The 26,028-nt window shown below is 68.0% G+C and carries 19 protein-coding genes; 7 read left to right on the forward strand and 12 right to left on the reverse strand.

Annotated elements, in window-relative coordinates:
• Positions 1-12: 12 nt before the first annotated feature.
• Positions 13-528 carry a DUF4760 domain-containing protein gene (locus LF41_RS00815; RefSeq protein WP_036164481.1) on the reverse strand — a complete coding sequence of 172 codons (516 nt, stop codon included), beginning with the start codon at positions 526-528 and terminating at the stop codon, positions 13-15.
• Between the two features lie 102 nt (positions 529-630).
• Between LF41_RS00815 and LF41_RS00820 the strand changes: the two genes are divergently transcribed.
• Positions 631-960 (forward strand): hypothetical protein, encoded by a 330-nt coding sequence (locus tag LF41_RS00820; protein ID WP_036164482.1) that lies wholly within the window; start codon positions 631-633, stop codon positions 958-960.
• Here LF41_RS00820 and LF41_RS00825 read toward each other — a convergent pair whose 3' ends face one another.
• The 3 genes from LF41_RS00825 to LF41_RS00835 all read right to left on the reverse strand — a co-directional run bounded on the left by LF41_RS00825 (position 961) and on the right by LF41_RS00835 (position 5,591).
• Positions 961-3,030 (reverse strand): FG-GAP repeat domain-containing protein, encoded by a 2,070-nt coding sequence (locus LF41_RS00825; protein WP_161786900.1) that lies wholly within the window; start codon positions 3,028-3,030, stop codon positions 961-963.
• Positions 3,027-5,063 (reverse strand): FG-GAP repeat domain-containing protein, encoded by a 2,037-nt coding sequence (locus LF41_RS00830; protein WP_036164485.1) that lies wholly within the window; start codon positions 5,061-5,063, stop codon positions 3,027-3,029. Before LF41_RS00830 ends, LF41_RS00825 begins: the two co-directional genes overlap by 4 nt.
• Before the next feature lie 132 nt (positions 5,064-5,195).
• Positions 5,196-5,591, reverse strand: coding sequence for a hypothetical protein (locus LF41_RS00835; RefSeq protein ID WP_036164486.1), 396 nt, complete (start codon positions 5,589-5,591; stop codon positions 5,196-5,198).
• 102 nt (positions 5,592-5,693) lie between these two features.
• On the opposite strand from LF41_RS00835, the gene LF41_RS00840 reads away from it, so the two are divergent.
• Both LF41_RS00840 and kynU read left to right on the forward strand, forming a co-directional pair.
• Positions 5,694-6,710, forward strand: a complete 1,017-nt coding sequence (locus LF41_RS00840; RefSeq protein WP_036164487.1) for an amidohydrolase family protein — start codon at positions 5,694-5,696, stop codon at positions 6,708-6,710.
• Between the two features lie 12 nt (positions 6,711-6,722).
• On the forward strand, positions 6,723-8,012 hold the full coding sequence (gene kynU, locus LF41_RS00845; RefSeq protein WP_052116007.1) for a kynureninase: 1,290 nt from the start codon (positions 6,723-6,725) through the stop codon (positions 8,010-8,012).
• A 6-nt stretch (positions 8,013-8,018) separates the two neighbouring features.
• Here the strand turns inward: kynU and LF41_RS00850 are convergent, their stop codons facing one another.
• On the reverse strand, positions 8,019-8,426 hold the full coding sequence (locus tag LF41_RS00850) for a hypothetical protein (protein WP_036164488.1): 408 nt from the start codon (positions 8,424-8,426) through the stop codon (positions 8,019-8,021).
• Between the two features lie 119 nt (positions 8,427-8,545).
• On the opposite strand from LF41_RS00850, the gene LF41_RS00855 reads away from it, so the two are divergent.
• From LF41_RS00855 to LF41_RS00870, 4 genes are read left to right on the forward strand one after another with little or no spacing between them, the layout of a single operon-like run.
• Positions 8,546-9,901: an FAD-dependent oxidoreductase gene (locus tag LF41_RS00855; protein ID WP_036164494.1), complete on the forward strand. Its 1,356-nt coding sequence runs from the start codon at positions 8,546-8,548 to the stop codon at positions 9,899-9,901.
• Positions 9,902-9,908: 7 nt separating this feature from the next.
• A complete protein-coding gene (gene sbcB / locus LF41_RS00860; protein ID WP_036165574.1) occupies positions 9,909-11,354 on the forward strand; it encodes an exodeoxyribonuclease I in 1,446 nt (481 codons plus the stop codon).
• Positions 11,351-12,037 (forward strand): DUF2461 domain-containing protein, encoded by a 687-nt coding sequence (locus LF41_RS00865; RefSeq protein WP_036164496.1) that lies wholly within the window; start codon positions 11,351-11,353, stop codon positions 12,035-12,037. Before sbcB ends, LF41_RS00865 begins: the two co-directional genes overlap by 4 nt.
• A gap of 2 nt (positions 12,038-12,039) precedes the next feature.
• A complete protein-coding gene (locus LF41_RS00870; protein WP_036164498.1) occupies positions 12,040-12,600 on the forward strand; it encodes a DUF2939 domain-containing protein in 561 nt (186 codons plus the stop codon).
• 28 nt (positions 12,601-12,628) lie between these two features.
• On the opposite strand, the gene LF41_RS00875 is transcribed toward LF41_RS00870, so the two are convergent.
• The 7 genes from LF41_RS00875 to LF41_RS00905 all read right to left on the reverse strand — a co-directional run bounded on the left by LF41_RS00875 (position 12,629) and on the right by LF41_RS00905 (position 26,014).
• Positions 12,629-13,837, reverse strand: a complete 1,209-nt coding sequence (locus LF41_RS00875; RefSeq protein WP_036164499.1) for a porin — start codon at positions 13,835-13,837, stop codon at positions 12,629-12,631.
• The gene (locus LF41_RS00880) at positions 13,834-16,188 is read right to left on the reverse strand and encodes a putative bifunctional diguanylate cyclase/phosphodiesterase (RefSeq protein WP_036164501.1); all 2,355 of its coding nucleotides are present in this window, start codon (positions 16,186-16,188) and stop codon (positions 13,834-13,836) included. The genes LF41_RS00875 and LF41_RS00880 overlap by 4 nt, the downstream gene beginning before the upstream one ends.
• A gap of 4 nt (positions 16,189-16,192) precedes the next feature.
• Positions 16,193-16,792, reverse strand: a complete 600-nt coding sequence (locus LF41_RS16840) for a carboxypeptidase regulatory-like domain-containing protein (protein ID WP_052116008.1) — start codon at positions 16,790-16,792, stop codon at positions 16,193-16,195.
• Between the two features lie 122 nt (positions 16,793-16,914).
• Positions 16,915-17,829 (reverse strand): 5'-nucleotidase, encoded by a 915-nt coding sequence (locus tag LF41_RS00890; RefSeq protein ID WP_036164503.1) that lies wholly within the window; start codon positions 17,827-17,829, stop codon positions 16,915-16,917.
• A gap of 1 nt (position 17,830) precedes the next feature.
• Positions 17,831-18,610: an NAD kinase gene (locus tag LF41_RS00895; RefSeq protein ID WP_036165579.1), complete on the reverse strand. Its 780-nt coding sequence runs from the start codon at positions 18,608-18,610 to the stop codon at positions 17,831-17,833.
• A 26-nt stretch (positions 18,611-18,636) separates the two neighbouring features.
• Positions 18,637-20,985: an ATP-binding protein gene (locus LF41_RS00900; protein ID WP_152599819.1), complete on the reverse strand. Its 2,349-nt coding sequence runs from the start codon at positions 20,983-20,985 to the stop codon at positions 18,637-18,639.
• Positions 20,986-21,010: 25 nt separating this feature from the next.
• The gene (locus LF41_RS00905; RefSeq protein WP_084073199.1) at positions 21,011-26,014 is read right to left on the reverse strand and encodes an NAD-glutamate dehydrogenase; all 5,004 of its coding nucleotides are present in this window, start codon (positions 26,012-26,014) and stop codon (positions 21,011-21,013) included.
• Positions 26,015-26,028: the final 14 nt, after the last annotated feature.

Below are 26,028 nucleotides of genomic sequence, written 5' to 3' on the forward strand. Positions count from 1 at the left end.
AAATCGGGGCGCTCACAGCCGCGGTGGTGTCCAGTCGGCATGGCGCACGTAGGCCGGCGTGCGCTCGTCCTTGTGCCGCGCGCATTGGCGCGCGAGCCATTCGAACCACTCCGCCCAGGACGGTTGTTGCTGCACCTCGCGCGTGTGGATCAACCACGGCCCCAGCTTGCGCCACATCACGACGATGATGCCGCCGGCCAGTTCGACCACCAGCGCGAACGGCACGACGCGCCGATAGACCAGCATGCCGAGCGTCTCGAACGTCGTGCACACCAGCACGCCCGCGTACTCCGCTTCGAAGCCCTTCTCCCGCAACTGCTCGACCGACACGCCGTCGGGCATTTCCATCAGGATCGTCAACGCCCGCGCAAGCTCCGCGCCGATGAAGGTGCGCATCACCTCCGCGATGGCCGCGTCCTGCCGTTGCCGCTTGTATTCGAAGAATTGGATCAGCGCAAAGATCGTGCCGCCCACGACCGTCGCCGCGCCGACGGCCTGCGCGAGATTGCCCAGGTCCTGGAGGTCCATGCCGGGGCCGAACGCGGGAAGCGCGATCGGCCGGCAACCAAACTATATGGATGGGTAACGGCGGCTGTCCGCTGGCGCCCATCCGATGCGTCTTGAAGCGCAATGGGCACCCTCCACACCCTCAAGACCTGCCGGACCGCGGCCGATGCGCCGGTGGTCGTGACGCCGCACGGGTTCGCGTGCGGGGATGCGTTCGTCGCATGGCAGACCGTGTGCGAGATCCGGGCGTGGCAGTGCGACCACGCGACCGACAGCGAGGGCTATCTCGCCTTCACCGTCGGAGGGCACGCGCTCGCCGTCGGCGAGACGCGTGATGGGTTCGCCGCGCTGGAGGCGGCGATGATCGCGGCGTTCCCCGCGACCGCGCATTGGCGCGATCGCGTGTTGGCGCCACCGCTCGAGCGGAACGAGACGGTGTTGTTCCGGCGCTGATCAGCGCTGGCCGAAGAACGTGAAGTACGTCGGCCAGGTCGGCACCGCCAGTTGCGTGGCGCTGTTGGCGGACAACCAGATCGTGTTCGCGCCACTGGCTCCGTTGCGCCAGAACAAATCCGCGCGACCGTCGCCGTCGTAGTCGCCGATGGTGGCGATCTGCCAGTCGGGGTTGAAGACGCCGGTGACGGATCGCTGGGTCGCGTTGTTGGCGGCGAGCCAGATCGTGTTCGCGCCGCTGACCGCGTTGCGCCACACCACGTCATCGCGGCCGTCGCCGTCGAAGTCGCCGATGCCGGCGATCTGCCAAGCAGTGTTGGAGACACCGGTCATGGCCATCTGCGTCAGGTTGTTGCCCGAGCGCCAGATCGTGTTCGCGCCGGAAATCGCGTGGTGCCATAGGACGTCGGACTTGCCGTCGCCGTCGAAATCGCCGATGCCGGCGACCTTCCAGTCGGTGTTCCCGACCGGCGCGACCGCGATCTGCGCCGACGCATCGGCCGAGCGCCAGATCGAATTGGCACCCGACACGCTGTTGCGCCAGAAGAGGTCGGAGCGGTCATCGCCGTCGAAATCGCCCGTGCCCATCGCGCGCCACGCGGTGCCCGCCGGCGTCAGCATCCGCGGGAACAACGAAGCCAGCAAAACGGTGTTCGCACCCGTGGCCGGGTTGCGCCACAGGATGTCGGACGTGCCGTCGCCGTCGAAATCGCCCAGCGCCTGCGGTTCCTGGTAGGGATCCACCGTCGTCGGACAGTTGTAGTAGGCGCGGATGCAGTACTGGGTGACTCGGAACATCGAGTACTGGACGCCGCCTGGGCCTTCGCGCCAGAGGATGTCCGCGAAGCCATCGCCGTCGACGTCGTTGACCGGCAGCTTGTGGAAATTCGGTTCGCAGCCGAACAGCAGCGTCGTCCCCGTGAAGGTGGTGGCGGCCAGGTCCGGGCAGCCGTCCGAATCGACATCGCCGATCGACAACGCGTGCGACGACCCCACGATCTCGAACAGATCCCACACCGCGTTGCCGAAGCCGGGCAATTCGAAGCGCGATTGCGACTGCAGCCCGCTCCCGTTGGCGCCGGCCACGCTGATCGCGCCCATCTGGTGATGGCCCAGCACCAACTCCTTGTCGCCGTCGCCGTCGAGGTCGGAGGCGAGCAGCGCGGTGGTGCTGCTGAACGTCGGGATGCGCGCCGACAGGCCGAGGTAGCCGTTCGCCCTGCGCTTGTAGACGTTGATGTACGCGTTCGGTCGGTTGTCCGGGCTGACGGTCACGACTTCATCGATGCCGTCGCCATCGGTATCCACCGCGCGCACCGCCGCCGGATAGACCCCGGTCGGCGTGTACGGATGCGGATACGCGGTCGCGCCCGGGAAGAAACCGCCCAGCGAATTGTTCTGCAGCACGAAGAAGCTGCTGATCAACGAGGAGGTCACTAGCAGGTCGGGGCGGCCGTCGCCCGTCACGTCGGCCAGGTCGATGCCCTTGATCTCCCATTCCTTGTACCAGGTGCCGGCACCGGTCCCGACTTCCAGGTTGTTGCGGAATCCCCCGGCGCCATTGCCGAAGAAAATCGTCGCGGTGACTTGTTCGTCGTGGCAGGCGATGTCCACGTTGCCGTCGCCGTCGATGTCGCCGGCCGCGGCGTACGCGCAGGACATGCGCGTGGGGAACGAGGACTTCGTCAACGCGCCATTGGCCACCTTGACGATCGACACCTGCGTATTGCCCTGCCCCACGAAGAGCTCCGGCTTGCCGTCCTTGTCCAGGTCGACGAGCAGGATCGGAAGGTCGCTGCCGTAGGCCGGCGGCAGCACGGTCTGCAACGGCGCCGCAAAGGTGCCGTCCGTGCGCTGCAGGTACACCAGCAGCGTCGGTGTCTCGTAGCCGGACGCACGCGTCACCGCGAGGTCCTTGCGACCGTCGCCGTCGACATCGCCGATGGCGGTGGAACCGAACGGGCCCCACTCCGTCGTCAACCGGATCGGGCGGCTGAAGGAGACGTTCGCCGCACTGGCATCCAGCGCGCACAGGGCGAGCACGAACAGGAGGATCGAACGCTTCATCATGGGACCACCTGCCATGCGGGACCAGCCGTGCCGAGGGTTTGCTGTTTCGCCGCGTCGGCGTCGAGCCAGATCAGATTGCTGCCGTTGGTATTGCGCCAGACGATGTCGTCGATGCCATCGCCCGAGTAATCGCCGACCGCGGCGACCTGCCAGGCCGGATTGCCGACGCTCGCGACGGGCTGCTGCCGCGCGGCGTTCGCCGAACGCCAGATCGAATTGCCGCCACTTTGCGCGTTGCGCCACAGCACGTCGTCCATGCCGTCGCGGTTGAAGTCGCCGATGCCGGCGACCTTCCATGCAAGGTTCTGCACGGGGGCCAGCGCGACGCTCGTGGCGACGTCCGCGGAGAACCAGACGCTGTTGGAACCGGTCGCCGAATGACGCCACAGGATGTCGTCGACGCGGTCGCCGTCGAAGTCGCCGATGCCGGCGACCTGCCAGCGCACGTCGGGCACCGCGCGGATCGCGATCGCATCGTCGAAGCGACCGGAGAACCAGATCGCGTTCTCGCCGGTGCTCGAATTGCGCCAGAGGATGTCGTCGTGCAGATCGCCGTCGAAGTCGCCGCTGCCGGCGATCTGCCATTGCGGCGCGAGCGGGATGGCGTCCTGCGTCGTGTTCGCGTCGGCGCCCAGCCAGATCATGTTCGCGCCGTTGGACGGGTTCCGCCAGAACAGGTCGGCCTTGTCGTCGCCGTCGAAATCGCCCGCGGCCTTCACCGCCCACGGCAACGCGACGTTCGGCAGCGCCATCGAATTCGACACCCACCCTTGCGGCCACACGGCGGTGCGCCCCGTGGTGTCGCGCCACACCAGGTCCGACATCCAGTTGCCGTTGACGTCGCGCGAGCGTTTGCCCATGCCGTACTTCACGCCGGCATTCCAGCCGGTGTTGTTGATGGCGAAGTCCATGCGGCCATCGCCGTTGAGGTCGCCGAGGTCGAAGAACGCGGTCGCCTGGGTATTGAGGGCGCCCGACCGGATTTCCGTCGTCGCCATTCCGTCCGGGCCGCCCATGTAGCGGCCGAGGGTGGAGTAGCCGCCGTGGGTCACCAGCAAGTCGGGATAGCCGTCGCCGTCGACGTCCGCCTTCTCGAGCGCGTCGGGGTTGTCGAGTGTCGCGATGATCTGCGCAAGGCGCAGGTAGCCGTCGCTCCCGTTGCGGTAGACGAGCAGGTTCGCGCACGGCGTGTTGCATTCACGGCCGACGACCACTTCGAGCGTCCCGTCGCCGTCGGTGTCGAATGCTTCGATGCCGCGCCCGTTGAACCCCGTGTAGTAGTCCAGTGGATAGGCGTAGGAGCGCGGCGGCAGGAAGCCGCCTTCGCCGTCGTTGGCGTACACGATGAAACTCCACATGCCCTGGTCGGCCTGGAGCAGGTCGGGACGGCCGTCGCCGGTCACGTCGCCGAGTTTGGTCTGGCGGGCGGCGTTCGACGACGGCGTCCCCATGTAGCCCGGACCGGCGATGGTGCCGTCGGACGCGACCATGTAGATCGAGGCCACGTTGGCGGCCGCCGATTGGCACACGATGTCGCGCGTGCCGTTGCCGTCGATGTCGCCGATCGCCATGTCGTCGCAATCGAACGATGCCGGCACCAGCGTCGGCACGAACTCCGCGCCGTTCCAGCGATAGATCGCGAGCCCCTCGTCGTAGCCGACGACGAGTTCGTTCTGCCCGTTGCCGTCCAGGTCCACCGCCTCGACGGTGTTCATGCTGGTCATGGGCAGCGAGAGCGACAGCGGGGCCGCGAGCGATCCGTCGTCGCGCTGGAGCCGGACGTTGACGTGCCGATAGACCGGACTGGTGTCGGGCGCCGTCGGCCACGGATCCCACACGACGACCGACAGATCGTCGCGTCCGTCGTTGTTCGCATCGCCGATGTCGACCCACTCGGAGCTCGACCGCATCGCCGGCGCATCCTTGAGGTAGGTCGGGCTCGTGTTGAATTCGAAATCGCGCGCACCGGCGCTGCCCGCGATGGCCACGAGCACGGCGACCGCTAGCGCGGCCGCCCCGTTGATTGCCTGCATTCCCCTGCCCCCTTCCGGCATCGCGTGGACCGCGATGCTCGATGACGGGCGAGGATAACAAACAGGGTTGTCGTAATCGGCGCGCGACGGCGAGGTGCCCGAGATTGGCGGGCGATGTGACCGCCGGTCACCTCACCCGGGGGCTTTCTTGTCCACCCACTTGAACTCGTTGGCCTTCATGCGCAACGCATGCGCATCGTCGAGCGTGTCGCGCGATTGCACTTCGCGCCATGCGGCGGCCTGGTCGCCATCGAGCAAGCGCGCGACGCCCTGCAGCACGCCCTGCGAAATCGGCTTGGGCGCCAGCGGCACGACGCGGAACACGCGCGCCTTCCAGTCGAACGCCCAGCACGCCTGCTGCACCTTGTTCCCGCGATGGATGCGCGCACCGCCGTGGAAGCTGCCCTGGTTGCAGGCCGCGGGCATTTCGTCGGTGAGGCGGATGGTGGCCCCATCCTTGCGGGCGGCGGTGGCGATGACCGCTGCATGCGCGGGGGCGGCCGACATCGCGGCCACCAGGGCCGCCACGCACCACGCCGATGTCGCCTGCCGAACCCGCATGCGGCCAGTATGCCCCGTTCACCCGCGCCCGAACGAGCCCGGCCGTGGCGCCTCCGGTAAGCTTGCCGGATGCTCAAGATCGACACCCACGCCCACTTCCTGCCGCGCGATTGGCCGGACCTGTCCGCCAAGTACGGCGACCAGCGGTTCCCGGTCATCCACCACGGCGACGACGGGCGGCACCGCATCTACAAGGACGGCAAGTTCTTCCGCGAAATCTGGCCCAAGACGTGGGACCCGAAGATCCGCCTGGACGATTACGCACGCTTCGGCGTGCAGGTGCAGGTGATCAGCACGGTGCCGGTGATGTTCAGTTACTGGGCCAAGCCGCACCACGCGCTGGAACTGCACCAGGCGCTCAACGACCACACTGCCGAGGCCTGCCGCGCCTATCCGAAGCACTATGCGGGCATCGGCACGGTGCCGTTGCAATCGCCTTCGCTGGCCGTGCGCGAACTGGAACGCTGCATGGACCAGCTGGACCTGCAGGGCGTGCAGATCGGTTCGCACGTCAACGATTGGAACCTCGACGCCCCGGAGTTGTTCGAGTTCTTCGAAGCGGCGAGCGAACTCGGCGCGGCGATCCTCGTGCACCCGTGGGACATGATGGGCAGCGAGTCGATGCCCAAGTACTGGCTGCCCTGGTTGGTCGGCATGCCGGCCGAGCAATCGCGCGCGGCGTGCTGCCTGGTGTTCGGCGGCGTGCTCGAACGCCTGCCGAACCTGCGCATCTGCATGGCGCACGGCGGCGGCAGTTTCCCGTACACCATCGGGCGCATCGAGCACGGCTTCAACATGCGGCCCGACCTGGTCGCCACGGACAACTTCCGCAATCCGCGCGAGTACCTGGCGCGGATGTATTTCGATTCGTGGGTCGCCGATCCGCGCGCGTTGCGCTACCTGATCGACACCTGCGGCGCCGAGCGCATCATGCTCGGCACCGACTATCCCTTCCCGCTCGGCGAGCAGGAACCGGGCGCCGGCATTGCCGCGCTCGGCCTGTCGGAAGACGAGCAGGCCCGCCTCTACCACGGCACCGCGCTGGAATGGCTGGGGCTGTCCGCCTCGCGTTTCAACGGCGCCTGATCGCACACACCCATGAATGACGCCCTGTTCGACGTCGACCGCATCCGCGCGCTCGACGCCGCCGACCCGCTGCGCGAGTTCCGCAACGACTTCCACATCCCGATCCACGACGGCGCCCCGCAGGCGTATTTCTGCGGCAACTCGCTGGGCCTGCAGCCGAAGGGCGCGCGTGCGATGGTCGAGGAAGTCCTCGACAAGTGGGCGCGCGACGCGGTGGAAGGCCATTTCCTCGAGCCCGCGCCCTGGATGCCTTACCACGCGCTGGTGCGCGATGCGCTTGCCGATGTGGTCGGTGCGCAGCCGTCGGAAGTCGTCGCGATGAACACGCTGACGGCGAACCTGCACTTGATGCTCGTGAGTTTCTATCGCCCCACGCGCGAGCGCCCCGCGATCCTGATGGAAGCCGGCGCGTTTCCGTCGGATCGTCATGCGCTGGAATCGCAGGTGCGGTTCCATGGGTTCGATCCGGCCACCGACCTGATCGAACTGCAACCCGACGAAGCCGACGGCACGTTCTCGATGGCCGCCATCGAACGCGCGATCGCGCAGCACGGCCCGCGACTTGCGGCGATCGTGTGGCCGGGCGTGCAATACCGTACCGGGCAGGCCTTCGACCTGAAGGAAATCGCGCGCCTCGGTCACGCGGCCGGCGCGATCGTCGGGTTCGATCTCGCCCACGCGGTCGGCAACCTGCCCGTGCAATTGCACGACAGCGACGCCGACTTCGCGGTGTGGTGCCACTACAAGTACATGAACGCCGGGCCGGGGGCAGTCGCGGGGTGCTTCGTGCATGCGCGCCATGCGCAGACCACGCGTCCGCGTTTCGCGGGTTGGTGGGGGCATGACCAGACATCGCGCTTCAAGATGGACGGGCACTTCCAGGCCACGCCCGGCGCCGACGGCTGGCAGTTGAGCAATCCGCCGATCCTCGGACTCGCCCCCTTGCGTGCATCGCTCGATGTGTTCGCGCGTGCGGGCATGGGCCGGTTGCGTGCGCGTTCGCTGGAACTGACGGCTTACCTGGAGTCGCTGATCCGCGCGAAGTTGTCGGACACGCTGCAGATCGTCACGCCGCGCGAAAGCGAGCGCCGTGGTGCGCAGTTGTCGATTCGCGTGTTGCAGGGCCGCGGCTTGAGCGGGCGTGCGGCGGGCCGCGATCTGTTCGAGTTCCTGGCCACGCGCGGCGTGCTGGGCGACTGGCGCGAACCCGACGTCATCCGCATCTCGCCGGCGCCGTTGTACAACACGCGCGAGGACATCCTGCGGTTCGCGACGGAAACGGATCGCTGGCGCACGGGCTGACGCCCGTCAGTGGTGGACCATTTCGAACAACCCCGGCTTCGACGGGACATCGAATCCGTCCTCGACGTCATACACACCGTCCGGCCCCTTCGCGATCAGGCCGCACGAGCACACCGCGTGCCCGCACCGGCCTTCGATGGCCATCGTGAACAAGCAATGGTCGGGCACGCCTTCCACTGCGACCATCGCGAAGATCCCGAAGGCCAGGCACGCGCCCTGCACGCGCTTGCACAGGGCGGCGATGCTGTCGATCGACGGTTCCTCGCCCTCGGTCGCCACGATCTGCGCCAGGGAGCCGTCGAGCCGCAGCGCGAGCCCGAAGATCTCGAACCGCTCCTCCTCCAGGCGCATTGCGCCCATTTGCAGCAGGGTCCGCGTGAGATCGAGCATTTGTTCCTCGGTGGCGACGTGCACGACAAGCTCCGGTGGTTGACGCCCGCAGCATGCAACGCCACCCCGCGTGAGGTGCATTCGGAAGATGCGAACCGGGACGCCGATGGCGGCGGCGCGGACGGGCTGGCACCATTGGGCGCATGACACGCCACCTGACCCTCATCGGCGCCGGCCTCGCCGGCGGTTTGCTCGCCACTCTGCTCGCTCAGCGCGGTTGGTCCGTCGATGTGTTCGAGCGTCGCGGCGATCCGCGGGTGAAGGGGTATGCCGGCGGGCGGTCGATCAACCTCGCGCTCGCCGAACGGGGCCTGCATGCGTTGCGTGCCGCGGGCGCGGATGGCGCGGTGCTCGACAAGGCCGTGATGATGCGCGGGCGCATGGTGCATTCGCTCGATGGCGGTCAGCAGTTGTTGCGTTACGGCAAGGACGATTCGGAGGTCATCTGGTCGGTCAGCCGCGGTGAGTTGAACATCACACTGCTCGATGCGGCCGAGCGCGCCGGGGCCAGGTTGCACTTCGACCGGCGCCTGGACGCCGTCGATTTCGATGCGATGCGCGCACACTTCGTCGACGACACCAACGGACAGCACAGCGAACATGTCTTCACCGCGCTGCTCGGCGCGGATGGCGCAGGCTCGGCTTTGCGCAACGCAATGCAGCAGCACACCGCCCTGGGCGAGCGCATCGAATCGCTGGGACACGGCTACAAGGAACTCGAAATCCCGCCCGCGCCCGACGGCGGCTTCCGCATCGAACCCAACGCGCTGCACATCTGGCCGCGCGGGCATTACATGTGCATCGCGTTGCCCAACGACGAGCGCACGTTCACCGTCACGTTGTTCCTGCCGCTCACGGGCGATCCGTCATTCGAAACGGTCCGCACCGGCCACGATGCGCGCGCGTTCTTCGAGCGCGACTTCGCCGACGCCGTGCCGCTGATCCCGGCGCTGGAAGAGGATTTCGAACACAACCCGATCGGCCAGCTCTCGACGCTCTACCTCGACCACTGGCACCTCGATGGCCGCGCTGTCCTGCTCGGCGACGCGGCGCACGCGATGGTGCCGTTCCACGGCCAGGGCATGAACTGCGCTTTCGAAGATTGCGTCGCGCTCGCCAACCACCTCGAACGCACGCCGGATCTCGCGCAGGCCTTCGCCGACTTCGAGACAGAACGCCTGCCCAACGCCCGCGCGATCCAGGCCATGGCGCTGGAGAACTACCTGGAAATGCGCGCCCGCGTCGACGAACAGGACTTCCTGCTGCAACGCGACCTCGAACGCGAACTCGCGCAACGCCATCCCACGCGATTTGTCCCGCGCTACGGCATGGTGACCTTCCGCCGCCTGCCGTACGCCGTCGCATTCGAACGCGGCCGGATCCAGCGCGAATTGCTGGTCGAAGCGACGCGGGGCCGCAAGGACCTGGATGGTATCGACCGCGCATGGCTCGATGCCGAAGTCGAACGTCGCCTCCCGCCGCTGCCGGTCGAAGGCTGACGCGCGCGTGCCGGCGAGCTTCCTCTTCTACGACCTGGAAACTTTCGGCAGCGATCCGCGCCGGACGCGCATCGCGCAGTTCGCAGCATTGCGTACTGACGCGCACCTCAACGCGGTCGAAGATCCGATCAGCCTCTTTGTGCAGCCCGCCGACGACCTGCTGCCCTCGCCCGCCGCGACGATGATCACCGGCATCACGCCGCAACGTGCGCACGCCGAAGGCGTCAACGAAGCGGTCGCCTTCGCCCGCATCTTCGACGAGATGGCGCGGCCGGAGACCTGCACGCTCGGCTACAACTCGCTGCGCTTCGACGATGAATTCGTGCGCTGCGGGTTCTTCCGCAATTTCTACGATCCGTACGAGCGCGAGTGGCGCGGCGGCAATTCGCGCTGGGACCTGCTCGACGTCCTGCGCATGGCGTATGCGCTGCGGCCCGAAGGCATCGCATGGCCGTTGCGCGACGACGGCGCGGCGTCGTTCCGGCTCGAACACCTCGCCGTCGCGAACGACGTGCGGCAAGGCGATGCGCACGAGGCGCTCTCCGACGTGCTCGCGCTCGTCGGCCTGGCGCGCAAGCTCAAGCAGGCGCAGCCGAAGCTCTGGGACTACGCGCTGCGCCTGCGCGACAAGCGTTACGTCGCGCAACTGGTCGATCCCGTCCGCATGCAGCCGGTGTTGCACGTCTCGCAGCGCTTCCCGGCCCTGCGCATGAGCAGCGCGCCGGTGGTGCCGGTCGCGCGCCATCCGCAGATCGACAGCCGCGTGATCGTGTTCGACCTCGACCAGGACCCGGAAGCGCTGCTCACGTTCTCGCCGGAAGAGATCGCCGATCACCTTTACACCCCGAGCGCCGACCTGCCCGATGGGGCCGTGCGCGTCGCGCTGAAGGAAGTGCACGTCAACAAGTGCCCGATCGTCGTGCAGTGGGAGCATCTGCGCGAAGCGGACTTCGGGCGCTTGTCGATCGACCGCGCGCTGTGCGAGTCCCGCGCGCAACGCTTGCGGGACGCGGGACCGGAACTCGCGGAGAAGGTCCGTCGGGTTTATGCGGTCAAGCGCGAGCGCGGCGAAGGCAACGACGTCGACCATTCGATCTACGACGGTTTCCTCGACGAAGGCGACAAGCGCAAGTTCGCCACCGTGCGCTCGCTGCCGCCGAAGTCGCTCGCCACGCATGCCTTCGACTTCAAGGATGCGCGCATGTCCGAACTGCTGTTCCGCTATCGCGCGCGCAACTGGCCCGAGACATTGAGTGCCGACGAACGCGTCCGCTGGGACGACTACCGCCGCGGGCGCCTGACGCGCGACGCCGGCTTGTCCGAGTACACGCTCGCCACGTTCTTCGCGGAAATCACGGCACTTCGCGCCGCGCATGCGGATCATGGCCCTAAACTCGCGCTCCTCGATGCCCTGGAGGACTGGGGGCGGCAGCGCGCCGTCGAACTGTCATGACGACGTACTTCACGGAAAAGACTTTCAAATTCCTGCGCGGACTGGCGCGGAACAACGACCGCGCGTGGTTCCTCGCGCACAAGGTCGACTACGACGCGCACGTGCGCGCGCCGTTCCAGCGGTTGCTGACGGACCTGCAGCCCGTCGTCGCGGAAATCAGCGCGCAGTACCGCGTCGATCCCAAGCCCGTCGGCGGGTCGTTGTACCGCATCCAGCGAGACACGCGCTTCGCGAACGACAAGACGCCGTACAAGACCTGGCAGGGCGCGCGGTTGATGCATGCCCGCAGCCGCCAGGTGGAAGCGCCGCTGTTCTACATGCACCTGCAACCCGGGAAGTGTTTCGTCGGCGCGGGGGTGTGGCATTCGCCGACGCCCGTGCAGCGGCAGGTGCGGCAGTTCATCGTCGACAATCCGTCGGGCTGGAAGGCCGCCGCGCATGGCACGGCATTCCGCAAGCGGTTCGACCTGGACGACAGCGAGATGCTCGTGCGGACGCCGAAGGGGTATCCCGAGGACTTTCCGTTTGTCGACGACCTGCGGCGGCGCAACTTCGTGGCCGAGCGCACGCTCGACGACGACACCATGCTCGGCCCGCGCCTGCGGCAGACGCTGGCGACGGATCTCGCCGCGCTCGGCCCGTTCGTCGATTATCTTTGCGCTGCGCTCGACCTGGAGTTCTGACGATGAAGAAGTGGATCGCTCTCGGCCTCGCGGTCGTGCTGCTCGTATTCGCGTGGGTCGCCGCGGGCCCGTACATGACGATCCGCGCGATCCAACACGCGGTGCAGGCACAGGATGCGGGCGAGCTCGCCGAACAGGTCGATTTCCCCGCCCTGCGCGCCAGCCTCAAGGCGCAGATGGTCGACGAGATGGTGCGGCAAGCCGGCCCCGACGTGCAGAGCAATCCCTTCGGCGCGATCGCGCTGACGATGGCGACGGGCGTGGTGAACGGCCTCGTCGACGGCATGGTGAATGCCGGCGGGCTCACCGCCGTGATGCAGGGCCGGCGGTTGTGGAAGAACTCGAAGGACAGCTTCGAGCGCCCGCCGCTCGATGGCAACGGCGAGCCGTTGCCTGCGGCCGAGCCGAAGAAGCCGCTGGAAGACGCGGTGCTGCGTTACGAGTCGACGTCGCGCTTCACGGCCACGATCCAGGACGACCAGGGCAAACCCGTCGTCTTCGTGCTGAAGCGCGATGGCTTGCGCTGGCGCTTGGCGGACATCCGGTTGCCGCTGGGCAACTGACGTCATCCCGCGCGACTCGTGTCATCGCTCAGAAGTAAACGCGCACCGCGAGCTGCGCCTGCACGTCCACCTGGCGCGGTGCCGAACCTTCGAGTGCACGTTGATTGCGCGTGCTGTCGATGCGCAGGACTTCGCCGATGATGCGGAAGCGGTCGTTCGGTCGCCAGTTGAGCGCGGCGGTGATGCCGTTGCCATGTTCGCTGAGCAACGCAGGCGCACCGTCGAAGGTCTGGTAGGCCTGGAAAAAGTCGATACGCAGCGCGGGTTGCCATTGTCCCCACGCGCGCGTGGCGAGGACGTAGCCGGCGTTGAAATCGGTGTCCAGCAGGAAGTCGTGGTCGGGCGAGATGCGCGTCTTGCCCGTCATCGCCTGCGCGGCGATCGTCCAATCACCGAAACCCTGCCGCCAGCCGGCGCTCCAGAATCGCGTCCGCCATCCGTACAACTCGCGGTTGGCGTAGACGACATCCATGCTGGGGTCGGCGCGATTGTCGTAATACAGCACGCGTAGACGGTCGTCGCCGGACTCGCGGCCGACCGAAACATACGCGCCGAGGCGGTCGTCGATCTCCACGAACGGCTTGAACCGCAGCGGCGCGCTCGCGCCCGCGTAAGGCGCGTGCACGTCGGGCTGGCGCACGCTCGCGTCGAGGCCCGAGGTGAGATCGCCCATCGCCCACCCGCGCGAGGCGAGCAATTCGCCGGCGGGATCGTTCTTGCCGAACACCGCGCCACGTACGTCCCACGTCGCGCCTTCGCTGCGATGTTCCAGCCGCAACTCGGTACCGAACACGCGCAACTCTTCGCCGACCCAACTGTCGGTCGCCGACGGCGTGATTGTCCACGGGCTCGTCCAGCCGACGCCGTCGTTTTCCAGCGAGATCGGTGGGAAGAACATTCCGCCTGTCGCGGAAAAGCGCCACGGCGTCGTCGACACCGGGCGCCAGCGCACCGACGCATCGATCAAGTCGAAGTCGGGGCGAATATCCGGCACGTACTGACCGGCGGCGGAAAACAACAACGATTCGGTCGCCTGCCAACTCACGCCGAGCGCGGCGTTGCCGCCGATCGCATCGTCGCCGTGACCGAAGCGCGTCTTGCCCAGGCCGCCGTCGCGCCATGCGCGCTCGTCGGGCGACGTGGTCGCGCGCGCTTCGAGGAAGCCGCGCACTTCGACCGACTGCGCGTGCGCCGCGAAGCTCGCGGCCGCCAACGCCAGCAAGGCGACGCGCTTCATGCTTCTACGCCCGCAGTCGACGAGACGAGCGACAGGAAGGCATCCGCAGTCAACGGCCGCCCGACCTGATAACCCTGCGCGTAGTCGCAGCCCATGTCGCGCAGCAGTTCGACCGCGTAGGCGTCTTCGACCCCTTCGGCAGTCACGCGATAGCCGAGGTCGTGGCCGAGGTCGGCGATCGAACGCACGATCGCGCGATCTTCCCGCGAATGCGCGAGGTTGGCGATGAACGTGCGGTCGATCTTCAACTCGCGCACCGGCAGGCGGCGCAAGTAGGCGAACGAGGATTGCCCGACGCCGAAGTCGTCGATCGCCAGTTCGATGCCCTGCTCCGCCAGGCGGCGCAACACGGTGATCGCCGTTTCCGGCTTGCCCATGATCGCGCTCTCGGTGATCTCCAGGACGATGCGCGAAGGCGAAACGCCGTGCGCGGCCAGCAGCCCGGCAACGCGGCGCGGCAAGTCGACATCGTCGAGGTCGCGCGCGGAGACATTGAGCGAGAGACGCAGATCGTCGCCCGCGGCCTGCCAGCGCCCGGCCTGTTCGATGCCCGCGCCGAGCACCCACCGCGTGAGGCGGCGGATGTTGCCGGTTTCTTCGGCGAGCGCGATGAACGCGTCGGGCGCGAGCGGGCCCGCGACGGGATGCCGCCAACGCAACAGCCCTTCGGCGCCGTCGATGCGTCCGGTCGGCAGGTGCAACTTCGGCTGGTACATCAGCGAGAGTTCGCCGTGCACCCCCGGGCCTTCGAGCACCTTGCGCAGGTCGGACATCAGCGAGAGGCGTTCGGGGCGATGCGGGTCGGTCGTGGGGTCGTACAAGGCGACCGGTTCTTCGGTGCCCATCGCGCCGAGCAGCGCGACTTCCGCGCGGCGCAGCAACGTGCTCGCTTCGCCGCCGTGTTTCGGCGACAGCGCGATGCCGATTGCCGGTTGGAGATCGAGCGTGAATTCCGATTCGCGATATGGCTCGGACAAGGCTTCGACGAAGCGCAACGCGATGCTCACCGCTTCGCTGCGCGTCGCGGCGGGCAGGAAGACGGAGAACTCGTCGTCGGTCGCGCGTGCGACGAGGCCGTCGCCCGCGAGCGGCGCGATGCGCGCGGCGGCGTCGGCCATCAGGCGGTCGCTGACCACGTGGCCCATCGTGTTGATGATTTCCGGCAGGCGCGCCAGGCCGATCATGAGCAGCGCCGCGCGCGCCGACGGGCTGGCTTCCAGGGCGCGGCCGATCGCGGCCTCTGCGGCCATGCGGTTCGGCAAGCCGGTGACGAGGTCGTGGCCGGCCTGGTGTCGGATGCGCGCTTCGCGTTCGCGCAGGGCTTGCACCATGTGCGAGAACGCGCCGGAGAGTTGTCCGAGTTCGTCGCCACGGTCGTGCGACGGCGGCACGACGCTGTCGTCGCCGTCGGCGATGCGCCGCGCGGCGTCGGCCAACGCTTCCACCGGACGCGAAACGCTGCGGGCGATGAAGAACGCGACCATCAGGCCGACCAGCAAGCCGAGGCCGAGCAGCACGGCCCACGCCGCGCCGACCGAGCGATACGGTTGCAGCGCCGCATCGACGGAATAGCCGAGCACCGCGGCCACCGGCGCACTTTGCTGCGAATGCGACAACGGCACCGCTTGCGCGACGTATTCGCGGCCCTCGACTTCGATCACCGCCGGCCGGGTCGCGAGCGATGGCGAAAGCGCGGCGAGCGCGGGCGTGACATCGACGTCGGCGTCGCCGCCGCCCTGCGCGACGATGTGCCATTGGCCGTCGCGCCCGCGGGTCGCGAGTTCGATCCGCTTGGGCAACGCCGATTGACGCTGCAGGCGTTCGAGCAGGCGGTCGTCGACGGGGATCGCAGCGGCGATGAAGCCCACCAGGTCCGGCGCCGAGACCGGCACGACGACGACCCAGTACGCGCGCCCTTCCCACGCCGTGATCGCCGATGCCGGCGCTTCCAGGGCGCGCGTGGTGAGGTCGGTGAACGGGAACGCCGCACCCGGCGCGAACTTGCCGTCGGTATCCGCTTCCACGCGCCCGTCCACGCCGACCAGCAGCATCCGCTTCGCGCCTACACGCATGCCGTGGTTCCGCAACGCGGAGACGACGGTGGCGTGGTCGCGCTGCGCGATGGCCGAGCGCAATGCGAAGTCGAACGCGAGCACCTGCACGCTGGCGGACACGCGATTGGACAGTTCGTCGAGCTGGCCGGCGAATGCGCGCGCCGCCACGTCGAGCTGCCGCTGGCCTTCTCCGATCAGTTCCGAGCGCGTCACGCGATACACGAGGAACGCGGTCAGCCCCTGCATCACGACGAGCGCGGCGACGAAGAACGACGCGAGGCGGATGCGGAAGTTCATGGCGTCAGTAGTGGGTGTGTTCGCGGTCGAACTGGCGGCGCGGATCGGGCCGCAGCGTGAGCGGGAACGCGAGCGTGCGGATGTCCTCCGCGCCCAGCACGATCTCCTGTCGGCGCAGGTCGGGCCGGCCCGGCGGCAAGCGCGGTTGCCAAACGCGCACGTCGAATGCACCGGCGGGCAGATCCTCGAACGACACGCGGCCGCTGGCGTCCGTGCGCGCGGCATACGGCGCATCGGTGACGTAGAGGTAACTGATCATGCCGTCGTGGATGTTGCAGCCCACTGCGACCACGCCGGTCTTGTCGAGCAGGAGCGGCGTCGAGCGCGCCTTGGATTCGACGACCAGTTCGAAAGGCTTGATCGGAGAGAAGGAATACACGTGGTGCCGCGTGCCGTCGCTGTTGCGGAACACGACGCTGTCGCCGGGGTGGAAGACCTCGACATACGGGAGGAACATCAATTGCTTCTGGTCGACCACGCGCGTGACCGGCACGTAGCGCGGACCGGCGCCGAGCACGGTGACGACGGCATCGGCCACGGGCTTGCCGGCGCGATCGGTGACCTGCACCGACAACGACGCGGCCGTCGCCAGCGACGACAGCATCAGACCTGAAAGAAGGAGCCCCCTTCCCACCCACTTCCGCATGCCGTCCCCCCGGTCGGCAGTCCCCTGCGGCGCAGCGTATCCGACTGTGCGGCCGCTTATGTGAACAACGTCACCCTTGTTCAGCCGGTTTTGGCGGGCTCGTTCGACACGCCGTGCGGGACGTGGCCGGCGGCGACGTGCAGCCGTGCCGAATCGATGTTGTGCAGCGAGTCGTCGAAGAAGATGTCGGCGCCGAAGGTCTCGAGGAACGGGCCCTTCGGCCGCCCGCCGAGGAACAGGGCCTCGTCGAGGCGCACGTCCCATTCGCGCAGCGTGCGGATCACGCGTTCGTGCGCGGGCGCGCTGCGCGCGGTGACCAGCGCGGTGCGGATCGGCGCGGCGTCGCCGGCGGGGAATGCGGCCTGCAGGCGATGCAGCGCATCGAGGAAGCCGCGGAACGGACCGCCGGAGAGCGGCTCGTGGGCGCGCGTGGTTTCGTGGTCGTGGAAGGCGGCCAGGCCCTGCTCCTGCGACACGCGCTCGGATTCGTCGCCGAAGATCACCGCGTCGCCGTCGAAGGCGATGCGCAACTGGCCATGCGTCTGCGCGGCCGCCTTCGCCGGCAGGATGGTGGCGGCGGCGACGCCGTGTTCGAGCGCGCGGCGCACGCTTTCGGGATTGGCCGAGAGGAACAGGTGCGCGCCGAAAGGCCGGATGTAGGGCCACGTCGGCGCGCCGGAGGTGAACGTCGCGCGCGAGATGTCCAGGCCGTGGTGGCGGATCGAATTGAAGATGCGCAGGCCGGTGTCGGAGGAATTGCGCGACAGCAGGATGACTTCGACGCGCGGGTCTTCCCCGCTGCCGTTCAACGCCAGCAGCTTGCGCACCAGCTGGAACGCGATGCCCGGTTGCAGCGGCGTGTCTTCATTTTCGCGCTGGTGGGACTGGTAGGCGTCGATGCCCTCGCGTTCCCACAATTGGTGGCTGTGTTCGAGGTCGAACAACGCGCGCGAGGTGATCGCGACGGTCAGCGGCGGGTGCGGGTCGCTGGCCATCTCACACCACGAACTGTTCGCTGAGCATCCGTTCCTCGAGGTTGTGCTCGGGGTCGAACAGCAGCGTCACGGTGCGCTCGCCCGATTCGCGGATGGTGACTTCGACGACGTCGCGGACCTCGTGCGAATCGGCGGTCACGCTCACGGGGCGCTTGTAGGGATCGAGCACGCGGAAGCGCACTTCGGTATCGGCCTTCAGCAACGCGCCGCGCCAGCGACGCGGGCGGAACGGCGCGAGCGGCGTCAGCGCCATGATGCGCGAGCCCAGCGGCAGGATCGGGCCGTGCGCGGAGTAGTTGTAAGCGGTGCTGCCGGCCGGCGTCGCGACCAGGACGCCGTCGCAGATCAATTCGTCCAGGCGGGGTTTGCCGTTGAGGTCGATGGCCACGTGCGCGGCCTGGCGCGTCTGCCGCAGCAGCGAGACTTCGTTATAGGCGAGCGAGCCCACGCTCGCGCCGGATTCGGTCTGCGCCACCATTTCCAGCGGGCGCAGCACGGCGGGTTCGGCGGAGGTGATGCGCTGGATCAGGCCCTCGGCGGCGTCGTCGCGATGGTGGTTCATCAGGAACCCGACGGTCCCTAGCTTCATGCCGAACACCGGTTTGCCCAAGCCGCCGTGGCGGTGCAGCGTCTGCAACATGAAACCGTCCCCGCCGAGGGCGACGAGCACGTCGGCGGCCTCGGGCTCGCATTGCCCGTGCACCTCGACCAGGTGCGCGAGCGCCTTCTGGGCTTCGTCGGCCGGGCTGGCGAGGAACGACAGGCGCGGCGAGGCCGGCATGCCGGGCGGTGACGTGCGGTCCTGGGTCATGCGGCCGAGGATAACCCGCCGAGCGCCCGTTCGATGTCCGCGACGATCGCTTCAACGCGAACGCGCGCCCGCGCGACCGCGGCGTCGAGCACGGCGCGCGGCACGCGGGAATCGGGCGCGTCGCGTTCGACGACCTCCATCGCCTGCGCCGCATCGCGCGCGCCCACCTGCACGCATCCGGACTTGAGCTTGTGCGCCAGGCGTTGCAACGCGTCGCGATCGCCCGTGGATTCGGCCAGTCGCCAACGGTCCAGGTCGCTGCGCGTGTCCAGCACATAGCTGCCGAGGATGCGGCGCAGGCGGTCGCGGTCGCCCTGCACGAGCCGGGCGAGCGTGTCGTAGCCGGCGATCGGCGGCAAGGTGGTGGCGAGCATCGCGCGCATGTCTTCCATCTGCACGGGCTTGGCGAGGAATCCATCCATGCCGGCCGCCAGGCAACGCTCGCCTTCGCCCTGCGTCGCGCTCGCGGTGATGGCGACGATCGGCAAGTGCGGCCATCGACCCTCGGCTTCGGCGGCGCGCACGCGTGCGGTCAACGCGAAGCCGTCGAGCGCCGGCATGTGGCAGTCGGTGAGCAACAGGCAGTAACGCACGCGCGCGTCCCGCACGAGCGACCACGCGTGTTCGCCGTCGCCCACCGTCACGCATCCGTACCCCAGCTGCTGCAATTGCTGCGCGATGACGTCGCGATTCACCGGGTGATCGTCGGCGAGCAACACGAGGCGACCCAGTTGCGCGGCGACATCCGGTTCAAGCTGCGGCACGAGCGGCGTCGGCGCCGGTGTCGCGCGCGGTTGCGTGCGCCCGAGCGCCGCCTCGATCGCATCGCGCAGGTTCGCGCGCGTCAGTGGGTTGCCTTCGACCTGCACGAGGTGCGGTGCACTCGCGCTGCCTTCCAGGCCACGCACGAGGATGACGGGCACGCCGCCGAGCGACGGTGTGGTCGGCAAGCCGGCGAGCAGTTGCCCCGCCAGCGGCGTGCGTTTGTCGACCACGACCACGCTCGGCGTATCCCGCGGCGTTTCGGACAAACGCGCGGCGAGTTCGTCACCGTCCGCCGCGGTCGCCACGTCCACCTGCAGGTCGAGCAAGACATCGCGCAACAACGCGCGACGCCGCGCATCGGCGGCGAACACGATCGCGTGCGTCGGCGCCGCGGCGCGCGCATCGGGCACGTCGGCATGCGCGAGCGGCACCACGACGCTGAAACGCGAGCCCTCCCCCGCGCGGCTTTCGCATTCGACGCGGCCCTCCATCAACGCGACGAGATGACCGACGATGCTCAACCCCAGGCCCGTTCCGCCGAAGCGACGCGTGGTCGATGCATCGGCCTGCCGGAAGGGTTGGAACAAGTGCGGCACGACCTCGTCCGCGATGCCGATGCCGGTGTCGTGCACGTCGAAGCGCAGGTGCGTGTGGGTCTCGTCGCGTCGCTCCACCGCCACGCGCAGCAACACGCGTCCGCGTTCGGTGAACTTCACGGCGTTGCCGCCGAGGTTGGCGAGGATCTGGCGCAGGCGCACGCGGTCGCCGATGGCGCGCGACGGCACGTCGGCCTCGACCTGCACGTCGACATCGATCCCGCGCGGCGTGGCCTGCGCGCCGAGCACCGCGCCGACCTGTTCGACGAGGCGCCGCGGCGACAGGCGCGTCGCTTCGAGGTCCAGGTGCCCGGCCTCGATCTTCGAGTAGTCGAGCACGTCGTTGAGCAGGGACAACAGCACGAGCGCGGAGTCGCGGCAGGTGTCGATCATGCGGCGTTGCTCGCCGTCCAGCGCGGTGTGCGCGAGCAGTTCGATCATGCCGACCACGCCGTTCATCGGCGTGCGGATCTCGTGGCTCATCGTGGCGAGGAAGCGGGCCTTGTCCTCGGCCGCCTGGCGTGCGGCGTTTTCGGAATCGGCGAGCGCCTGTTCGTGCGCGCGGCGTTGCGTGTCGTCATAGCAGACGCCGACGATGAACGGCATCTCGCCTGCGCCGAAGCGCGAGGCCTGGCCGACCCACCACCGCCAACCGCCACGTCCGTCGGGCAGCCGGAACTCGATCGGCACGTGCGCTTCGCCCGCTTTCACGCGCGCGACATAGCCCATCGTCGGGGCGAGGTCGTCGGGATGCATCATCGCGAACGTCTGCGCGGCGCGGACGTGGTCCAGCGCGAGGCCCGCGTACGCGCGGTCCTCGTCGGTCATCTCGAACAGGTCGGTGGCCATGTCCCACACCCACACGATCAACTTGGCCGATCGCAGCGCGAGCTCCAGCCGCACCAGATCCAGTTGCGCGCGCAACCCGGCGCCCGCGGTGCGCGTGCGCACGACGCCGGGAAACCGTCGGGGCCTGCGTTTCACGGGCCCCGACTGTACGCCTGTCGGCTTACCCGCGCGAGGCCAGCTGCGACAGGCGCTGCACCGCGACCGAGGCGGTCGGGTAGTCGAGCGTCTTCTGCGAGGCGATCTCTTCCAGCATCGCCAGGGTGAAGCGCAGCGAGCTGTCGTCGCGGTTGAGCCACGCGCGGACCTTGGCGTCGGCGTCGTTGCCCGGCATCGACAGCGCCTGGCTCACGAGCAGGCGCTGCTGCGCGCCGAGTTCCTCGCGCAGCGCGCCGCGCGCCACCGCATGCCAGCGGCCTTCGACCGCCAGCGCGTCGATCTGCTTCTGCAACCACGGCACGCGCAGCGCATCGCCGAGGCGGAAGTGGACCTTCGCGACATCCGTCGGGCGCAGCTTGCGTTCCTTCGCCAGCTCGATGATGTCGGGGCACGGTTCGAGGTACGGCAACGCGGCGAGCTGGTCGGCCAGTGCCGGCGGCAGGCCCTTCGCGTTCCAGTCCTTGATGCTCGCCTCGTACGCGGGGCGCTGCGAATCCGGAAGGATGCGCTCGCCCGCGCGGATGTCGCGGAAGCCGTCGTGGTAACGCTCCACCGCCGTGGCGATGTCGGGGATCGCACCCGGGCGCGAGAGCAGCCAGCGCGTGAACTGGCGCTGCAACGTCCAGATCACCTGCAACGCGTCGATCTGCACGGGCTCGGCGACCTTGCCGTCGAGCGCGTCGATCTGCGTCCACAGGTCGCGGATGTCGAGCGTTTCGCGCGTGATCGTGAACGCCTTGGCCACTTCGGCCGGCGTGCGGCCGCTGTCTTCCTGCATGCGCAGGGTGAACGTCGCGCCCATGCGGTTGACCATCGAGTTGGTCACCACCGTCGCGATGATCTCGCGCTTCAGGCGATGCTCCTGCATGCCCTTGGCGTACTTGTCCTGCAAGGGCTTCGGGAAGTAGCGGATCAGCTCCTTCGACAGGTACGCATCTTCCGGCACGTCCGAGTTGAGCAGTTGCTGGAACAGCACGATCTTGGCGTAGGAGAGCAGCACCGACAGTTCCGGCCGCGTCATGCCCTGCCCGCGCACCTTGCGTTCGGCGATTTCCTTGTCGGTCGGCAGGAATTCGATCTGGCGATCGAGCAGGCCCTGCGATTCCAGCGTGCGCATGAAGTGCAGCTTGGAGCCCATGCGCGACAGGCTCATGCGCTCCATCAGGCTGATCGCCTGGTTCTGGCGGTAGTTGTCGTTGAGCACGAGCTGCGCGACTTCGTCGGTCATCGACGCCAGCAGCGTGTTGCGCGCATCGAACGTGAGCTTCTTCTTCTGCACCTGCGCGTTGAGCAGGATCTTGATGTTCACCTCGTGATCGGAGGTGTCCACGCCCGCGGAGTTGTCGATGAAGTCGGTGTTGAGCAGCACGCCGTGCTGCGCCGCTTCCACGCGGCCCAGCTGCGTGAGGCCGAGGTTGCCGCCCTCGCCCACCACCTTGCAGCGCAGGTCGGCGCCGTTGACGCGCAGCCCGTTGTTCGCGCGGTCGCCGACATCGGCGTTGGTTTCGCGCGAGGACTTCACGTAGGTCCCGATGCCGCCGTTCCACAACAGGTCGACCGGCGATTTCAGGATGGCCGACATCAGGTCCGTCGGGCTCATCGCCGTGACGTCGCCTTCGATGCCCAGCACGCCCTTGATCTCCGGTGAGAGCGGAATCGACTTCGCGCTGCGCGGGAACACGCCGCCGCCCTTGCTGATGAGCGACTTGTCGTAATCGTCCCAGCTCGAGCGCGGCAGTTTGAACAGGCGCTCGCGTTCCTTGAAGGTGCGCGCCGAATCCGGATTCGGGTCGAGGAAGATGTGGCGGTGGTCGAACGCGGCCAGCAGGCGGATCTTCTTCGACAGCAGCATGCCGTTGCCGAACACGTCGCCGCTCATGTCGCCGATGCCGACGCACGTGAAGTCCTGCGCCTGGCTGTCGCGGCCCATGGCGCGGAAATGGCGCTTGACCGATTCCCAGCCGCCGCGCGCGGTGATGCCCATCGCCTTGTGGTCGTAGCCGACCGAACCGCCCGAGGCGAACGCGTCATCCAGCCAGAAGCCGTGTGCACGCGCGATGGCATTGGCGATGTCGGAGAACGTGGCCGTGCCCTTGTCGGCCGCGACGACGAGATACGGATCTTCCGCGTCGTGGCGCACGACGAAGTCCGGATGCAGCGTCTTGCCTTCCGGCGAGAGGTTGTCGGTGATGTCGAGCAGGCCGTTGATGAAGCGCTGGTAGCACGCGACACCTTCGGCGAACCATGCATCGCGGTTGGTCGCGATGTCCGGCAACTGCTTGCAGTAGAAGCCGCCCTTCGAACCCACCGGCACGATGACGGTGTTCTTCACCATCTGCGCCTTCACCAGGCCGAGGACTTCCGTGCGGAAGTCTTCGCGGCGATCCGACCAGCGCAAGCCGCCGCGCGCAACCGGGCCGAAACGCAGGTGTACGCCTTCCACGCGCGGGCCGTACACGAAGATTTCGCGATACGGGCGCGGCTTCGGCAGGTCCGGCACCTTGGCCGAATCGAACTTGAAGCTGATGTAGTCGGCCGGGCCGCCGTCCTTGCGCTTCCCGTCCTTGTACTGGATGTAGTAACTGGTGCGGAGCGTGGCATCGATGACGCCGATGAAGCTGCGCAGGATGCGGTCGTCGTCGAGGCTCGCGACGCGGTCGAACAAGCCCTTCAGCGCGGTGCGCGTGGTGTCGATCTGCTGCTCGCGCGTTCCGGCGCGTGCATCGATGACCGGCTGCACGGCGGCCTGCGCGGCGGCGTCGTTCGCCAGCAGCGCCTGCAACTGCACGCCGAAGCGCTCCATGCCCTGCTTGATCGCGGCCTTGGATTCGCTGCCCGTGCACGGGTCGAACTTGGCTTCGAACAACTCGACCAGCAAACGGACGAGCAAGGGGTAACGCGAGAACGTCGCTTCGACGTACGCCTGCGAGAACGGCACGCCCGTCTGCAGCAGGTACTTGCAGTAGCCGCGCAGCATCGCGACCTGGCGCCATGACAGGCCCGCCGTCAGCACGAGGCGGTTGAAGCCGTCGTTCTCCGCCTCGCCGCGCCAGATGCGCGCGAAGGCGTCCTCGAAGTTCTCGTCGAGGCGGTCGATGTCGATGTCGCCCTGCGTGGCTTCGACTTCGAAGTCCTGGATGTACGCGATGTCGCCGTTGGACGTGATGCGGTACGGGTGCTCTGAGATCACGCGCAGGCCCATGTTCTCCATCATCGGGAGGGCATCGGACAGCGGGATGTCGTCGTTCAAGCGATAGAACTTGAAGCGCAGCGTGCCGTCGCGGCGCGAGCGGTAGAGCGACAGGCGCAGGTCGTCGGGACCGACGAGCTGCGAGAGGTTTTCGACGTCCGTGGCGGCGACCGCCGGGCTGACGTCTTCGATGTAACCGGTCGGCAACGCGCGGCCGTAACGCGAGGCCATGCGCAGGCCGGCTTCCTCGCCGTGGCGCTTGCCCAGTTCTTCGGCCAGCGCGTCCTGCCAATCGCGCACGATCGTGGCGAGTTCGGCGTCGAGCTTCGCTTCATCGGCCTGCACCTGCGAACCGGCGCGCGGACGCACGATCAGGTGCAACTGCGCGAGCGGCGATTCGCCGATGTGCACGTTGGTGTCGACGTGTTCGCCGTCGAGCTCGCGCTTGAGCATCGCTTCGATGCGGTGGCGCATGCGCGTGTCGTGGCGGTCGCGCGGCACGTAGACGAGCACCGAATAGAAACGGCCGTAACGGTCGCGGCGCAGGAACAGCTTGCTGCGCACGCGCTCCTGCAGGCCGAGGATGCCGCCGGCGGTTTCGAACAGTTCCGCTTCCGACGACTGGAACAACTCGTCGCGCGGCAGCGTTTCCATGATGTGGCGCAGCGCCTTGCCGCTATGGCTGTGCGGGCGCAGGCCCGATTCGCGCATCACGTGCTCGTAGCGCTCGCGGACCAGCGGGATGTCCCACGGGCGGCGGTTGTAGGCGCTCGAGGTGTACAGGCCGAGGAAGCGATCCTCGCGCACCGGCTTGCCCTTCGCATCGAAGGCCAGCACGCCGATGTAATCCATGTAGCCCGGGCGATGCACCGTGGCGCGCGCGTTGGTCTTGGTGAGGATCAGCGCGTCGACCGAACCCGACTGCGGCATGTAGTGCGCGGCGAGCGTCTTCAACTGGCGCGGCGTGCCGGCATCGGCGCCACGCAACAGACCCAGGCCCGTGTCGGGATGCGCGACGAGGACTTCGTCCTTGCCCTGCTTCTCGACGGTGTATTCGCGATAGCCCAGGAAGGTGAAGTGGTTGTCCGCGGCCCAGCGCAGGAATTCCTGGGCCTCGGCGCGGCCGGCGTCGGACACCGGGATGTTGTGCGACGGGAGTTCTTCGGCGACCTCGAGCATGCGCGCACGCATCGCTTCCCAGTCGGCCACGGCCGCGCGCACGTCTTCCAGCACCGCGCGCACGCGCTTTTCGATCTTCGCCATCGCCTCGGCGGGCTGGCGGTCGATCTCGATGTGGATGAACGACTCGTTGGTGCCCTCGCCCACGCCCGTCAGCTTGCCGGCCTTGTCGCGCGTGAGTTGCACGACCGGATGGCCGAGCACGTGCACGTTGATGCCCATGTCCGCCAGCGCCATCGTCACCGAGTCGACGAGGAAGGGCATGTCGTCGTTGAGGATCTGCAGCACGGTGTGCGGCGATTCCCAGCCGTTGTCCTTCGCCGTGGCGTTGAACAGGCGCACGTTCGCCTTCTTCGCCTTGCGCGTGGCGGCGAAGTCCAGGATGCCCGCGGCCAGCGCGGCCCAGCCTTCGGCGCCGTGCTCGATGTATTCATCGCGCGTCATGCGCTTGTAGAAGCTGCGCGCGAAGGCGTCGGCTTCGGCCGCGCGCGACTTCGGCACGCGCTTGCGCAGCGCGTCGAGGATCGGCGCGAGGTCGAAGCGCGCCGACGAATCGCCGCGAATCGCCTTCGGCGTGGTGGTGGACGAGGCAGCCGCCGTCTTCGGGGCAGCCTTGATGGATTTCGGACGCGTGCTCATGGGGCGATGTCGTT

The organism is Lysobacter dokdonensis DS-58 (genome assembly GCF_000770795.1).
Taxonomy (GTDB): domain Bacteria; phylum Pseudomonadota; class Gammaproteobacteria; order Xanthomonadales; family Xanthomonadaceae; genus Noviluteimonas; species Noviluteimonas dokdonensis.

What these genes read in the sequence shown, in the direction of transcription:
- LF41_RS00855 (WP_036164494.1), top strand. Translation starts at nt 8,546, where the DNA reads ATGACACGCCACCTGACCCTCATCGGCGCCGGCCTCGCCGGCGGTTTG.
- LF41_RS00825 (WP_161786900.1), bottom strand. Translation starts at nt 3,030, where the DNA reads ATGATGAAGCGTTCGATCCTCCTGTTCGTGCTCGCCCTGTGCGCGCTG.
- LF41_RS00895 (WP_036165579.1), bottom strand. Translation starts at nt 18,610, where the DNA reads ATGCCGGCCTCGCCGCGCCTGTCGTTCCTCGCCAGCCCGGCCGACGAA.
- LF41_RS00870 (WP_036164498.1), top strand. Translation starts at nt 12,040, where the DNA reads ATGAAGAAGTGGATCGCTCTCGGCCTCGCGGTCGTGCTGCTCGTATTC.
- LF41_RS00905 (WP_084073199.1), bottom strand. Translation starts at nt 26,014, where the DNA reads ATGAGCACGCGTCCGAAATCCATCAAGGCTGCCCCGAAGACGGCGGCT.
- LF41_RS00865 (WP_036164496.1), top strand. Translation starts at nt 11,351, where the DNA reads ATGACGACGTACTTCACGGAAAAGACTTTCAAATTCCTGCGCGGACTG.
- LF41_RS00830 (WP_036164485.1), bottom strand. Translation starts at nt 5,063, where the DNA reads ATGCAGGCAATCAACGGGGCGGCCGCGCTAGCGGTCGCCGTGCTCGTG.
- LF41_RS00820 (WP_036164482.1), top strand. Translation starts at nt 631, where the DNA reads ATGGGCACCCTCCACACCCTCAAGACCTGCCGGACCGCGGCCGATGCG.
- LF41_RS00880 (WP_036164501.1), bottom strand. Translation starts at nt 16,188, where the DNA reads ATGAACTTCCGCATCCGCCTCGCGTCGTTCTTCGTCGCCGCGCTCGTC.
- LF41_RS00815 (WP_036164481.1), bottom strand. Translation starts at nt 528, where the DNA reads ATGGACCTCCAGGACCTGGGCAATCTCGCGCAGGCCGTCGGCGCGGCG.
- LF41_RS00890 (WP_036164503.1), bottom strand. Translation starts at nt 17,829, where the DNA reads ATGGCCAGCGACCCGCACCCGCCGCTGACCGTCGCGATCACCTCGCGC.
- kynU (WP_052116007.1), top strand. Translation starts at nt 6,723, where the DNA reads ATGAATGACGCCCTGTTCGACGTCGACCGCATCCGCGCGCTCGACGCC.
- LF41_RS16840 (WP_052116008.1), bottom strand. Translation starts at nt 16,792, where the DNA reads ATGCTGTCGTCGCTGGCGACGGCCGCGTCGTTGTCGGTGCAGGTCACC.
- LF41_RS00875 (WP_036164499.1), bottom strand. Translation starts at nt 13,837, where the DNA reads ATGAAGCGCGTCGCCTTGCTGGCGTTGGCGGCCGCGAGCTTCGCGGCG.
- LF41_RS00840 (WP_036164487.1), top strand. Translation starts at nt 5,694, where the DNA reads ATGCTCAAGATCGACACCCACGCCCACTTCCTGCCGCGCGATTGGCCG.